The following is a 13,465-nucleotide window of genomic DNA, read 5'->3' as shown; positions in this document are numbered from 1 at the left end:
ACATATTTTGCGCGATTACCAGCCTGCAAAGTCACTCGCTGCCATTCGCGCTGTAGCCCTTCCCCCAATCCCAAAACTTAAGGAGATAGCCATGTAACGTTCATCCCCCTGCGAAAGGACTTACTGTTTGGAAGTTTTGTTTTATAAGAAAGGAATCTGAAAATGTACCGTACCTCTCTATGTATTGCCCTGACGTTTGCTCTTGCCTTCTGTATGACCAGCCAAAGCTGGGCAGCAGCATCTAAGTCGAAGACCACCATCACCTTGAAAGTTCTTTCCTGTGAGAACTGCGCCAAGAAGGTGGCGGATAAGTTGTGGGAAGTTCCTGGCGTTGGTGACGTGAAGACGGACATCAAGTCAAAAACTGCGATTGTCGAACCTGAAGCTGATGCAACCTTGTCGCCGCTTCATTTGTGGGAAGCGGTTGAGCAAGCTGGCAAAGAACCTGTGAAGCTCGAAGGTCCGAGTGGGACGTTTACCTCTAAACCAAAGAAATGATATCTATCCTGCTGTAACGTTGTAGCCACCGGGATCAACTGTTCCCGGTGGCTTTTGAAAGTACATCACCGTTACACTTGGAGGCTATGACAACAATAGAGGACAACAGATGAGAGAATACCGTTTACGAGTTGCCAATATGGACTGCGAGAACGACGCGGCGCGATTGCGGCGTTCGCTGGAGTCGCAGGACGATATGGAACTGCTTCAAATCTTGACATCATCCGGGACGGTACGGTTTTCGGTCGATGAAAATGAACTCTCACAGGACGATGTTAAAGCAAGGTTTTCCGAACTCGGCTTTCCGGTTCAAAAACAAGGCGAGCAAGCCAGTCTGCCGCCGTTCTGGAAAAACCCGAAAGTCTTAGCCGCAATCGTCTCGGGTGTTTTACTGCTGGTCGGATGGTTGCTCAGTTACGCTGTTGACGGTTGGCTGCCGCTTTCGCTCTACACGCTTAGTATCCTGATTGGCGGTTACTATTTCGGTCGCGAGGCTCTTGAAGAGTTGATCTTCGAGCATCAAATTGGCATCGAATTGCTGATGACCGTTGCGGCGATCGCGGCATACGTGCTGGGGCAACCTGCCGAGGCGGCGATGCTGGTGTTTCTGTACTCGATCAGCGAAGCTCTTGAGGGCTATACCGAGGCGAAGACTCGTTCCGCCGTCCGGGCGTTGATGGACCTGACGCCAAAGACGGCGCTGTTGATTGAGGATGGGAAGCAACGCGAAGTGCCTGCCGAGGAATTGCAACCGGGGGATCGGTTTCTCGTGCATCCGGGGCAATCCGTTCCGACAGACGGCGAAATCGTTTCTGGTGCATCGAGCTTGGACGAAGCCCCCGTGACTGGCGAGAGTGTGCCGGTTGAGAAAGGCGTTGGTGATACCGTCTACGCGGGCAGCATCAACGCCGAAGGATCGCTTGAAGTCAGGGCCACCAAAGCATTCGCAGAGAACACAATCTCGCGCATCATTGTGATGGTCGAAGAGGCTCAAGAACGCAAAGGCGAAAGCCAGCGATTCATCGAGCGATTCGGCAACTGGTATAGCCCCGCCGTGCTGCTCGTCGGAATCGCGATTGCGGTGTTGCCTCCGTTGCTTCTTGATACCACGTGGTATCAATGGGCCATTCGCGCTACGATCTTTATCGTGGCCGCTGCTCCCTGTGCCTTGGTGATCTCAATTCCTGTGACACTTGTCGCCGCATTGGGAACGGCGGCTCGCCATGGTGTGTTGATCAAGGGTGGCGTGTATATCGAACGGCTCGCTGAAATCAACGTCGTTGCTATGGATAAAACCGGCACGATCACGCTGGGCGAACCGACGGTCACCGATTGCGAACTCGCTGACCACGGCGACGTGCCGTCACGCGATGAAGTTTTAGCGATCACCGCCGCCATCGAACAACTCAGTCAACATCCGCTTGCCAAGGCGATTGTTCGCTTTGTTGAGGGCGAAGAGATTCAGCCTCGCAAAGCAACCGATTTCAAATCCATCACCGGAGCCGGTGCGTCCGCCTCGGTCGATGGCCAGTTAATCTACATCGGCAAACCGAAGTTATTCGAGGAGGAGTTGAAGGTCGATCTGACGTCGCTATCCGGCGTCGTCAACCGTTTGCAAGACGAGGGCAAGACGGTCGCAGTCGTGGGAACCGACAAGGTTGCGTGGGCCGCAATCGCGATGCGTGACACGGTTCGCGAGAACGCCAGACATGCGATTGCGCAATTGCACGACATCGGCATCAAGAAGGTCGTGATGCTGACGGGAGATAACGAACGAACGGCGGCACAAATCTCCAAAGAAGCTGGCATCGACGAGTTTCACGCCAGTTTGAAACCCGACGACAAGGTAACCAAGCTGCGAGAACTGATGCAGCAGCATGAGCACGTTGCAATGGTCGGCGACGGAGTGAACGACGCACCCGCCTTGGCCGAAGCCAGCGTTGGTGTCGCAATGGGTGCCGCTGGAACCGATGTTGCCCTAGAAACCGCCGACGTGGCACTGATGGCTGACGATTTGGAGAAGCTTGTGTACGCGCTAAAACAAGCCAAACGCAATCAATCCATCGTGCGGCAGAATCTTATCCTGTCCGCAATCGTCATTCTCGTACTCGTCGTCGGAGCCGTTTCGGGCCAGTTTACTTTGCCGATCGCGGTATTGGGTCACGAAATTAGTGAGTTTGTTGTCGTTGCCAATGGTTTGAGAATGTTGAGATTCAGGGAGGGATAGGAATGAAGCCAATGAGTTACCGGGCAGTGAGCATAACGCAACTGGTCCAAGCGGGACTGAAACAGAAGCGACAATACGGAGGCGCATCAGGAACACGATAAGTCCTTGGTGTGTGAAATCGATGAAGCGTGAGGCGGAGGTTGAAAGTGAACAGGAACCCCAAAAAGAGTGCGGAAATACGGAAGCCAGGTCGTCGCCAGGAGGAGAAGGAGGGGCATGTGATTGTCCTTGTTGCACCAAACAAAAAGAGCGACACGTACAAGGAAAGCAAATCACAACAAGATTTCAGAGCAGGAAGGCAGTTCGTGTGACAAGGGGAAGACGACGGTGCTTCCTGTGAATAAGGACGAAGATGAGGCTGGGGACGAGAGGGAATCAAGCGGCACGGCTGGGGCAACCATTGATCCGAAGGCGGAGTAGGCGAATCGCTGTTGCGATAGGGTAATGACAGTGGCAGGCAGCTGAGCGTACTTGCTACCGTCGACAGTGCCTAATCGATGACTAACCGTGGTAAGGAATAGCACTACATGCGAGTTGGAATATTTGCGGATTCGCACGACCATTTGGACAACATTCGCTTGGCGGTGGAACGCTTTAACAAGGAGCAGTGCGACTACGTCTTGTTTGCAGGCGACCTGATCTCCACGATCGCCGTTCCTCCTTTACGATCCCTTAATTGTCCTTTGGTAGGTTGTTTCGGGGACAACGAAGGCAACAAGCCGGGGCTGCGTAGCGGACTGAGTATCGTCAGTACGTTGTTTGGTGATCCGCCCGTCTTCTTCGGGACTGACGACGGTACAAAATTTGTGCTGACCCACATGGAACGACAGTTGCGTGGAGTGATTGAACCATTCGACATTGCCGTTTACGGCCACACCCACAAGCCGAGGATCGGCCGCGACGCTCAAGGCCGGTTGCATATTAACCCTGGCGAGACAGGCGGCTGGTCGTTCGGACGACCAACGATCGCGATGGTTGAAACCAGTTCCTTTAAGGTTGAGATCATCAACCTTCGTGAACCGGATGGGGATTAGCAACATGCGAGAAATTTGACTATTAACGTTTGGCGTCTTGTCGGCTGCTTTGTTCGGTTGCGACCGCAGCGCGTCGCTATCGCCGGACGAGAGAGCTCGACTGAGCGGAGTTGCCCCAATCAAGTTGACCGACGCCAACTTTCAATGCGAGGTCATCGAAAGCGAACTCCCCGTGCTGGTCGATATGTGGACACCCTGGTGTCAACCCTGCATCGCAATGAAGTCTACCATCCGCGAAGTCGCTGAAGATCTAGCCGACGTCATGAAAGTCGCTGAACTAAACATCGAAGACAATCGGTTCACCCAACAGAAATATAAAATCGATAAATATCCATTGCTGCTGGTCTTCGTTGACGGCACTGAAACTCAACGAATTGTCGGATTGCAATCGAAAGACGAGGTGATGGACGTGCTGCAAGTTCACACAAAGGATCGGAGTAAAGCTCAGCGATGAACGACGACTCGAAAACTAACGAAAAGACAAAGACAACAAGTCTGAAAGGCGAACGCTCATCTGGGTGCTGCTCATAAATTTTTCCCAGGCATTGCTTGCGGGAATCGTCGGCTTCATCGCTCAATCTACGAGTTTGTTGGGTGCGGGACTCGATAACCTCGGCGATTCGTTCGTCTACTTCGCTAGTCTGTACGCGGTGGGCCGTTCGACGACCGCAAAATCGCGAGTCGCCAAGCTCTCGGGCGTCTTGCTGATTACGTTGGCAATTGGTCTGCTGGTTGACGTCGTTCGGCGTTTTGTAACAGGTTCCGAACCAGTCGGCTGGGCAATGATCATTGTGGCGATCGTCAATGCGGGGAGCAATATGTGGTGTCTGCGATTGCTACATTCTCATCGCGAAGAAGGCGTTCATCTAAAAGCTTCGTGGATATTTACTACCAATGACATGATTGCCAATCTTGGCATCGTCCTATCCGGCATCGCAGTGATGTTTTTTCAGTCCCAACTCCCCGACTTGCTGATTGGATTTGTCGTAGTCTGCATCGTTATCAAGGGGGGATGGGAAATTCTGTCCGATGCAAGCGAAGCCAGACAAGTTGTCTACTCGTCCCAGCAGAGTGAAGATGTGTGAGAATACAACACGTCATCGACAACATACGTCAGCTGGTAGCATTGTTCGACTGCCAGGCAATGTTGGTCGAAAACGTTGCAGGGGCTGCATTGCTTGCAATTTAAGCAATGCTAGTAGAGCGAACAATGGCTTTGTCCGAAATCCCAGGATCGGTTAAGCTGCACAGTCCAAATGTGCCGATTCAGATAGAGTTGAACAATCTGCTCATGTAGTATGGAGCCAGCGATAGTGTTTCGCCATTACGACAACTCGAAGCGAGCCATAGCCCTCTTGGGGGTAGTGCTGGCATTGTCGTCTGGTTTTCAGCAGGCACATTGGCTCTGCGAACTGGGTGGTTGCAAGGCCGCCGCAGTTGCGGTTACCAGTTGCGAACATCACTGCGCAGTGACTCATTCATGCTCCCACTCGCATGGATGCAACGCGGACAAGCCAAGTGGTTCTGAAGATTGCAGCGGGAGTCAAAATGGCTCTTGTCCCTGTCCTCCCGAGTGCTGGTGCCATCAGGCACCGCAGCCCTTAGAATTGCCACGCAGCGCTCCTGAGCCAAACGAGTTATTACTGCAAGGTTTCGTGGGGGGTACTGTATCCGTTAGCGCAGTTGCAAACTGCGATTCGGCTTCTTTGCATATTTCAGCCTGGGCCAATGAGGCGATGGTTGAATCTTCTCCCGAGCGCTGCGCCCATCTCTGCCGCTTTCTGATTTGATTTTGCGGCGAACTTCTGTCGTGTCATCATGCGCGACAATTCTTAAAGGTTGCTATCGCACCAATTCCTGTGCGTGAAACTACCTTCAACTACAACTACATCGACATCGTCTAGCTGTCGCATCATCGCAATCAATCAGTCAGCTAGTGATGCGCACTTCGAAATGGATTTCTAAACCCGTAATGGATGGAGAACGAACATCATGCGCCAAATTAAAACCTACTTGCTATGTATTTCTCTGGCAGTTCTCATGGGGAGCAGCCATGCCTTAGCAACGGTCCCTCAAGGCAGTTATCAAGTGCAAATCGTGGCAGCCGACATGTGCTGCAAAGGCTGCGTACAGAAAGTCGCTGGCCAGCTTTATGCTGCCCCAGGTGTGACGGGCGTCAAAGCCAATCTCAAAGACAGAACGGTCGTAGTCACGGTCTCTCAGCAAAAGGGGGCAACGCTGGAACAACTTTGGCAGGCTGTCGCTGCCGGTAAGGGTGGCCCTACTAAACTGACAACTGCCGGAGCAACCTTTACGCTGACTCCCCCTGAATCGCTCGAAAAGAGCCAATTGCCGTCTGCTTCGACAAGTTACGTTGTGGTTGAGAATCTTAACCACGAGGGTCGTGCCCAGAAAATTGCCAACCAACTCTACGCTACCCAAGGCGTGGAAAAGGTGAACGCCGGTGCCCAGCAGAACACTTTAGTGGTTACCAGCCAGCAGGAAATCTCACCTTGGGTATTGATCGGGGCAGTCACAGGTGTCCAAGAGCGTCCTATGGCAATCGTGGGATCCTATGGCCGATTTGATATCGAGTGGTCAGCCCCCAACACCTCCCGAACCAACCAACAAGCTCACCAACCAAATAACCAAGGAATTCAAAGATGAAATCATTTGACTTACTGACTATTTTTGCCCTGCTTAGTTTGCCAATCGTTATCGGTTGTGGAACTTCTGTAGATTCAACTGCAACGGCTATACACGCTACCGCAGTAAGTATCGACGGCAGCAAGTTCCTGCTCACTGAGGAACCGGAGGGTGCCGTGGGTGTGATCGCAGCTCGCGAAGAGGCCGAGGACGGCAAGCCGCTTGTTATGGTCGGACGCATTGGTGGTTCGACCAATCCATGGATCGAAGGACGCGCTGCCTTTACCTTGCTTGACGCCTCCATGAGCGTCGTGGCTGAAGGGGAAGACTCTGGTGAAGGAGAACTATGCACAGGAGATTGCTGTGCTACGGAACGATTGGCTTGTACCGCCATGGTGAAGGTCGTCGATGCCGAAGGCAAACTGGTTTCCGTAGATTCCCGTCAATTGCTCGGAGTCAAAGAAGCGGACATGGTCGTTGTTGAAGGGCGTGCCCAGAAGGATGAGAGCGGTAATTTCGTCATGTTGGCCAATCGTGTATTTATTCGTCGTTAATCTACAATCCTAGAAGACAAAGAGAACATACTATGCTTGGTCAACGACTCTTACCATGGGACTACGGAGTGCGGAATTTGTTTCGCCGACCATCCCGGAGTGTGCTGACATTAGGAGGATTGACGATTGTCGTTCTCTTGGTGCTGGTCGTCGTGGGATTCATTCGGGGACTCGAAAAGTCACTCGCTGCCACCGGTAATCCGAACGTGGTTCTGATCTATGCTTTGTCGTCTGCGGCGGATATTGAAAATTCATCAATCCCCGGGCGAACTCCGGCCTTGTTGGCGGCGAGTGTCGATGGAGTCCGGCGCCAACATGGCGTTGAATATGTTTCACCCGAGCTTTATCTCGGGACCCGCATCACGACGGCCAACATGACCGAGCCAGGCATGGGGTTGGTACGTGGTGTGACGACGACTGCACCCTTGGTACGTGGACAAGTGCAGATTGTCGAGGGTGCCTGGCCGCAAACAGGCGAAGTCATGGTCGGACGGCTAGCACATTCAAAATTGGGAGCAAGTAAAGAAGACCTCTCGATCGGTCAACAAGTGACATTCGACGGTCATACGTGGACGATCAGTGGCCACTTTACTGCTGCTGGTTCGGCATTCGAATCAGAAATTTGGGCACCCTTGGCCGAACTGCAAACAACCCTCAAGCGACAAGATCTTAGCCTGGTAGCAGTTAGCATGGATTCGCCTGAACGTGTCGCCGATGTCGACCTGTTCTGTCGCGAAAGGATCGATCTGGAACTCAAGGCCGTGTCAGAATCCATTTACTACGCCAGCCTACAAAAACATTATAAGCCCGTGCGGATGTTGGGTTGGGTGGTAGTGGCTTTGGTGGCTGGGTCAGGAATTTTTGCGGGACTCAACACGATGTATGGAGCCGTCGTCGGTCGAGTGCGTGAACTGGCCACACTCCAGGCTCTCGGATTTCGACGCCGCGCGATCCTGCTGACTCTTGTACAAGAGGCGACACTGTTGGCTTGTGCGGGGGCATTATTTGCCTGCATTGTTGGGCTCTGGTTGGTCGACGGTGCGGCGGTTCGCTTCACCATGGGAGCATTCATGCTCAAGGTCGACAGTGTTGGCATTTCCGTGGCCTGTGGTGTTGCTGCGTTGTTGGGAGTTGTGGGAGCACTTCCTCCGGCAGTCAAGGCTATGCGGCTACCGGTCGTGGAAGCAATCAAGTCAATCTAAGAAGGTAGCGGAAGAGGTTCCGAAAATATCATGACAAATACCGCAACTCAACTTGACCTTAGTCAACTGGCCGTCAATCGTGACCAGCCGGCGAAGTCGCCCGTCAAGTTCAAGCGATCTTGGTTGACGCGATATATGCTGCCCGGTGGTATCCTGGTTGGGTTTGTAGGCCTTTTTGCCTGGGCAACTCGCGATAGTTTTCTGCCTGCCCAATCGATCACAATCACCCCGGTGGTCGTGAGTCGAGCAGAAATCAAGCAAGAAGGGACGCCCCTGTTTCAAGCCGCCGGTTGGATCGAACCGCGACCGACCCCTGTCGTCGCATCGTCGCTCGCTGCTGGAGTGATTCAAGAGATGTTGGTCATCGAAGGTCAACATGTCGATAAAGGTGAGCCGGTCGCCAAATTGATCGACATCGATGCCAAACTTGCGCTCGCGGAGGCCCAAGCTCAACATACATTGCAAGAAGCCGAAGTTCGTCGAGCTGAAGCTGCCCTGGTAGCGGCCAAGACTAATTTTGCCAAGCCACTGAGTCTACGAGCGGCGCTTGCTGATGCCGAAACGTTGCTTTCCAAGACCGAGCTTGCGCTGGGCAACCTTCCCTATGCCCTCGAAGCGGCAAAAACTCGTCAGCACCTTGCCGAAGAAAACGTCCGTCGGAAAGAAAGTGCAGGAGCAGCGGTTACGGGACGAATCCTCCGCGAAGCGCGTGCGGAATTAGCTACTGCGACCAATACCTTCAATGAGCTAGTTGCGCGCGAGCCCATGCTTCGCTCCCAATTCAGATCTTTAAGTCAAAAGCGAGACGCGCTGGCTGAGAATCTCAAACTCTTGACGGAGGAGACGCGTGCGCTGGCGGAAGCCGAGGCCAATCTAGCAGTAGCGAACGCACGAGCCGACCAAACACGGCTCCGCGTTGAAATCGCTGAATTACAACTAGAGAGAATGATCGTCCGCTCACCGATTGACGGCTGTGTGCTGAGCCTCGATGCGCGTCCCGGCCAATGGCTCACAGGTGTTGGCAGTTCGACGAGCCAGGGATCGAGTGCTGTTGTCGGGCTCTACGATCCTAAGTATCTCCAGGTGAGAGTTGATGTGCGATTGGAAGACGTGCCACAAGTGCAAATCGGGCAGCCAGCACAAATAGAAACAGCGGCTGTTGCTTCGCTGATTGAAGGGGAGGTGATTTCCGTCACAACTTTCGCGGATATTCAAAAGAACACGTTACAAGTCAAGGTTGCCGTCAAAACCCCCCCTGCGGTAATCAAGCCGGAAATGCTAGGCAAAGTGACGTTTCTCGCACCCCCGTCGCCTATCGTGGAACAAGAACCAGGTGAGTCGCCACTAAAGCTGTTTGTACCGCAGTCGTTGGTAACGACAGGTGAAGGTGGCTCAAATGTCTGGGTAGCGGACCTTACCGCTGGCACCGCCAAACGTAAAGCCGTGGAAGTGGGTCGGGGTGCCACCGACGACGGCTTAGTTGAAATTACGAGTGGACTTCAGCCCACTGACAAACTAATCGTTGCTGGTCGAGAGTCGGTTGTCGAAGGGACGCGCGTTCGCGTTACCAGCGAGGATCGTACCCTTTCGAGCGGCAGTTGGAACACGCGAGGCGGCCAGCCTGCCGCGCGCACCGCCCAAGCCCCTCAAACAGGTAGCTAGCCCCCAAAGGAGCCCAGTTATGTCATTAGTCACAGTAACCAATGTCACCAAAGAATACGCCAACGGCGAAGAAGTAATCCGCCCACTAGATGGAGTCAGCCTTTCAGTTAATGAGGGGGATTTCGTGTCGCTGATGGGTGCCAGTGGCTCTGGAAAGAGTACGCTGTTGAATCTGATCGCCGGGATCGACGTGGCAACTTCTGGTGAGATCGTCATTGCCGATACCGACATCACGAAGCTCTCACGCGGCAAGCTGGCCGATTGGCGGGCCCGCCATATCGGTTACATCTTTCAAACACATAATTTGATTCCTGTCCTTACGGCTTATGAAAACGTGGAGTTGCCACTATTGCTGCTCCCCATGTCGGCAGCCGAACGCCGTAAACGGGTCGAGATCGCCCTCGAAGCGGTCGATCTCACCTCGCGAGCCACGCACTACCCCCGCCAAATGTCAGGTGGTCAAGAGCAACGGGTTGGTATCGCACGGGCCATCGTTGCCAATCCGACCGTGGTGGTCGCCGATGAACCAACCGGCAGCTTAGACGACGAAACGACTGAACAAATCTTGCTGCTACTGGAGCGAGTGAACGATGAACTCGGCATGACTCTGCTGATGGTAACCCATGACGCAGACGCTGGGTCACGGGCTCGCCGCCAAATTCGCCTTGAACGTGGCCGACTGATTGAAAACGGTAAAGAAACACAAACTGCTCAACTAAGGACGGCTTAGACATGCATAAATTCATCCCTTACGTCCTCAAAAGCCTCTGGCGACATCGCGCCCGCACGCTGCTCACGGTGAGTGGCACGGCGGTCGCACTGCTGGTGTTCTGTTTTATCGGTGCCGTGCAGCAAGGCTTGCTCGCGCTCACCGCTGGTGACGACGCCGGTCGTACACTCATTGTATTTCAGGAAAACCGCTTCTGCCCGCAAAGTAGTCGATTGCCGCAAGATTATGAACGTACCATCACTAAAATGTCGGGAGTTCAGGATGTCGTAGCAATCAAAGTTTTTACCAACAACTGCCGCGCGAGTCTCGATTCAATCGTCTTTCAGGGAATGCCCCCCGAGAAAATGAAAGCGTGGCGCGACTTCGATCTGCAATCCGGTGATTTTTCCTCGTTTGCTGCGCAAGATGATGCGGCGCTAGTCGGTGCGGACGTGGCCACGAGGCGGGGCTTGAGTGTCGGAGATAAATTCACCATCGGCGACGTGTCGGTCGTTATTCGCGGTGTCTTTCAATCAACGTCCGCCGCTGAAAACAATCTAATTTTCACGCAACTTGAATTCCTGCAGCGTGCTCGTGGAGCAAACGAGGTTGGCACTGTGACGCAATTAGAAGTCCACCTCAACGATTCAGCCGATCCTGAGAAGATTGCCAAACAAATCGACGCCGAGTTTAAGTCCGGCCCCGTGGCCACCACCACCCGCACCAAAGGGATGTTCCAGGCCGACACCCTCGCTGACCTGGCAGAACTCATCGGCTTTGTCCATTGGCTCGGCTACGCCTGTGTGGGCCTGGTGCTGTCGCTCGTGGCGACCACCACTGTGATGGCCGTCCAAGATCGCATCAAAGAACACGCCGTTCTGCAAACCTTGGGACTGCGACCGCTTCGCGTCTTTGGGCTGGTACTCACCGAGAGTTTGCTGCTGAGCACATTAGGAGGCATCCTGGGCGTCGTGGGGAGCACATTACTGTTGTCGTCGTCAGGGATGTCTGTCGCTGCCGAAGGGGTGACGATCGCGTTTGAACCATCACTCGTACTTGCCATCCAAGGGGTCTTGGTGGCCATCGTCGTCGGTATCCTGGCTGGCATCGCCCCCGGCTGGCAGGCATCGAGGACGGAAATAGTATCCGCCTTACGGCACGCCTAGCGAACAAGATCTGCTTAGCGAAGATCGCAAGCGGTGACCGATAACAATTGCAAGGAGGAGTCAAGGATGACCCAAATCAATAAACAATACGTTTGGTTGCTGGCATTGCTTGCAGGGTGCGTATCTGCACCCGGTAGTTCTCCAGCAGTAAATGCAGTATCTACCAATAGCACTGATCACGATTCCATTCAGCAGGTGGACTACACAGAGATAGACTCTAAAGTCAGTCAACCCGAGTCGCTGCTTGCCGATGAGTACTCTGAGTTGATACCAACTCCCCCGATTGATCTTTCTCAGAGTGATGGCTTGACCGTTGATGCAATCGAGCAGCTAGCACTGGCAAACAATCCCTCCGTGGGACAAGCCTCGGCCAAGGTCCGTGCCTTACGAGGCAAGTATGTGCAAGTGGGGCTGCCACCTAACCCTACGGTTGGCTATGCCGCTAGCGAAGTCGGCCAAGATGGCCTGTCTGGCCAACAGGGCGCCTATGCCGGCCAAGAGTTCATTACCGCCGGCAAGCTCGACAAGAATCGCGCGATTGTCGCTGCCGAAATCGACAAGGCCGAGCATGTACTTCGCACCACACAACGTCGCGTCCTCACCGATGTCCGCAGCAGCTACTATCGAGCCCTCGTGGCACAGCAGCGCATCGAGACTGCAAATACGCTCCTAGAGGCAACAGGCGAAGCGGTCAAAGCATCGCAGAGCCTTTTGGACGCCGAAGAGATCCCGCTCGCGGGGCTTCTGCAAACAGAAGTCGAACAGCAAAACGCCCAGATCATCCACCGCATGGCCGAGAACGAACTCATCGGCGCCTGGCAACAACTCTCCGCAGTAGTAGGTGACTTGGACCTGCCCCCCCAAAAGTTAGTTGGCGATCCGAAAACCTTGCCGAACGAACTTGATTGGGACGAAACCCTCGCGCGCATCACCACTTTGAGCCCCGAGATGGCAGCCGCGATGGCGGAACTCTCGCGTTCCCGCCGGGCTCTAACACGGGCTCGCGTCGAACCGATTCCCGATGTCAACACCCAATTTACTGTCCAATACGACAATAGCACCGACTACACGATCGCCGGTATCCAAGCTACGATCCCTTTGCCAATCTGGAATAAGAACCAGGGTGGCATCCGTCAGGCCCAAGCAGAAATATCCGTCGCCTCGCAAAACATTGACCGTGTCGCACTCGACTTGAAAAACCGCTTGGCTACCACCTTCCGTGAATACTCCAATGCCAGAACCCAAGCGGATACCTACGCCAACGAGATTCTGCCGCGTGCAGTAAAAACATTCGATCTTGTACAACGCGGCTATTCGCTGGGTGAGTTAGGTTATTTGGACCTGCTCACCGCCCAAAAGACCTACATGCAAACGAATCTCGCTTACCTCGACTCGCTCAATGCCTTGTGGCAAAGCTGGACAGAAATTGATGGTTTACTTTTGACAAAAAGCCTGTCTACACCAACAGATTAACTTGCTTGATAATCTTGAATAGTACAAAAGGATGACTTGGTTCCGTTAGATTTGCCGCTTCCCCTCTTAAACGAGTTCGATGGAGGAATCCCATGTACCACAAACCATTGTTCTATAGAATCGCGCTCTCCCTGGTAGGAATAGCCATCGTGGTTGGCTGCCGTAGTACCAAAAAGTCATTGCCGCCAGTAGCCGCGTTGCAGACTCCGACCCCAGTTAGTGTTCCTGTGTCTTCGATCAACGAAAATATTCCGCCGATGGACCCGAACCTAGCGGCCTACTTGCGGCCTGAAG

12 protein-coding genes are annotated in these 13,465 nt (G+C 53.7%); all 12 read left to right on the top strand.

Annotated features, from left to right (window positions below; genetic code table 11):
- Positions 1-162 precede the first annotated feature (162 nt).
- The 12 genes from Pr1d_RS15280 to Pr1d_RS15225 all read left to right on the top strand — a co-directional run bounded on the left by Pr1d_RS15280 (position 163) and on the right by Pr1d_RS15225 (position 13,171).
- Complete coding sequence (locus Pr1d_RS15280) at positions 163-498, top strand: heavy-metal-associated domain-containing protein (protein WP_238476514.1); 336 nt, start codon at positions 163-165, stop codon at positions 496-498.
- Between the two features lie 109 nt (positions 499-607).
- Complete coding sequence (locus Pr1d_RS15275; protein ID WP_210417733.1) at positions 608-2,725, top strand: heavy metal translocating P-type ATPase; 2,118 nt, start codon at positions 608-610, stop codon at positions 2,723-2,725.
- A gap of 527 nt (positions 2,726-3,252) precedes the next feature.
- Positions 3,253-3,759, top strand: coding sequence for a YfcE family phosphodiesterase (locus tag Pr1d_RS15270; RefSeq protein WP_148074331.1), 507 nt, complete (start codon positions 3,253-3,255; stop codon positions 3,757-3,759).
- 37 nt (positions 3,760-3,796) lie between these two features.
- Complete coding sequence (locus Pr1d_RS15265) at positions 3,797-4,213, top strand: thioredoxin family protein (protein ID WP_210417732.1); 417 nt, start codon at positions 3,797-3,799, stop codon at positions 4,211-4,213.
- A gap of 64 nt (positions 4,214-4,277) precedes the next feature.
- Positions 4,278-4,844 carry a cation transporter gene (locus Pr1d_RS15260; protein ID WP_238476513.1) on the top strand — a complete coding sequence of 189 codons (567 nt, stop codon included), beginning with the start codon at positions 4,278-4,280 and terminating at the stop codon, positions 4,842-4,844.
- Between the two features lie 907 nt (positions 4,845-5,751).
- A complete protein-coding gene (locus Pr1d_RS15255; RefSeq protein WP_148074329.1) occupies positions 5,752-6,426 on the top strand; it encodes a heavy-metal-associated domain-containing protein in 675 nt (224 codons plus the stop codon).
- On the top strand, positions 6,423-6,959 hold the full coding sequence (locus tag Pr1d_RS15250; protein ID WP_148074328.1) for a hypothetical protein: 537 nt from the start codon (positions 6,423-6,425) through the stop codon (positions 6,957-6,959). The genes Pr1d_RS15255 and Pr1d_RS15250 overlap by 4 nt, the downstream gene beginning before the upstream one ends.
- A gap of 32 nt (positions 6,960-6,991) precedes the next feature.
- Entirely contained in the window at positions 6,992-8,161 is a 1,170-nt protein-coding gene (locus Pr1d_RS15245) for an ABC transporter permease (protein WP_148074327.1), read from the top strand.
- A gap of 30 nt (positions 8,162-8,191) precedes the next feature.
- Positions 8,192-9,823: an efflux RND transporter periplasmic adaptor subunit gene (locus tag Pr1d_RS15240; RefSeq protein WP_148074326.1), complete on the top strand. Its 1,632-nt coding sequence runs from the start codon at positions 8,192-8,194 to the stop codon at positions 9,821-9,823.
- Between the two features lie 19 nt (positions 9,824-9,842).
- Positions 9,843-10,553 carry an ABC transporter ATP-binding protein gene (locus Pr1d_RS15235; RefSeq protein ID WP_148074325.1) on the top strand — a complete coding sequence of 237 codons (711 nt, stop codon included), beginning with the start codon at positions 9,843-9,845 and terminating at the stop codon, positions 10,551-10,553.
- Positions 10,554-10,555: 2 nt separating this feature from the next.
- A complete protein-coding gene (locus tag Pr1d_RS15230) occupies positions 10,556-11,698 on the top strand; it encodes an ABC transporter permease (RefSeq protein WP_148074324.1) in 1,143 nt (380 codons plus the stop codon).
- A 66-nt stretch (positions 11,699-11,764) separates the two neighbouring features.
- On the top strand, positions 11,765-13,171 hold the full coding sequence (locus tag Pr1d_RS15225) for a TolC family protein (RefSeq protein WP_148074323.1): 1,407 nt from the start codon (positions 11,765-11,767) through the stop codon (positions 13,169-13,171).
- Positions 13,172-13,465 lie beyond the last annotated feature (294 nt).

It is taken from the genome of Bythopirellula goksoeyrii (assembly GCF_008065115.1).
GTDB lineage: Bacteria > Planctomycetota > Planctomycetia > Pirellulales > Lacipirellulaceae > Bythopirellula > Bythopirellula goksoeyrii.
This window is presented reverse-complemented; position numbering and strand designations above follow the sequence as displayed.

Coding starts and splice junctions, on each gene's coding strand:
- Pr1d_RS15275 (WP_210417733.1), top strand. CDS start 608: ATGAGAGAATACCGTTTACGAGTTGCCAATATGGACTGCGAGAACGAC.
- Pr1d_RS15230 (WP_148074324.1), top strand. CDS start 10,556: ATGCATAAATTCATCCCTTACGTCCTCAAAAGCCTCTGGCGACATCGC.
- Pr1d_RS15225 (WP_148074323.1), top strand. CDS start 11,765: ATGACCCAAATCAATAAACAATACGTTTGGTTGCTGGCATTGCTTGCA.
- Pr1d_RS15235 (WP_148074325.1), top strand. CDS start 9,843: ATGTCATTAGTCACAGTAACCAATGTCACCAAAGAATACGCCAACGGC.
- Pr1d_RS15240 (WP_148074326.1), top strand. CDS start 8,192: ATGACAAATACCGCAACTCAACTTGACCTTAGTCAACTGGCCGTCAAT.
- Pr1d_RS15250 (WP_148074328.1), top strand. CDS start 6,423: ATGAAATCATTTGACTTACTGACTATTTTTGCCCTGCTTAGTTTGCCA.
- Pr1d_RS15255 (WP_148074329.1), top strand. CDS start 5,752: ATGCGCCAAATTAAAACCTACTTGCTATGTATTTCTCTGGCAGTTCTC.
- Pr1d_RS15270 (WP_148074331.1), top strand. CDS start 3,253: ATGCGAGTTGGAATATTTGCGGATTCGCACGACCATTTGGACAACATT.
- Pr1d_RS15280 (WP_238476514.1), top strand. CDS start 163: ATGTACCGTACCTCTCTATGTATTGCCCTGACGTTTGCTCTTGCCTTC.
- Pr1d_RS15245 (WP_148074327.1), top strand. CDS start 6,992: ATGCTTGGTCAACGACTCTTACCATGGGACTACGGAGTGCGGAATTTG.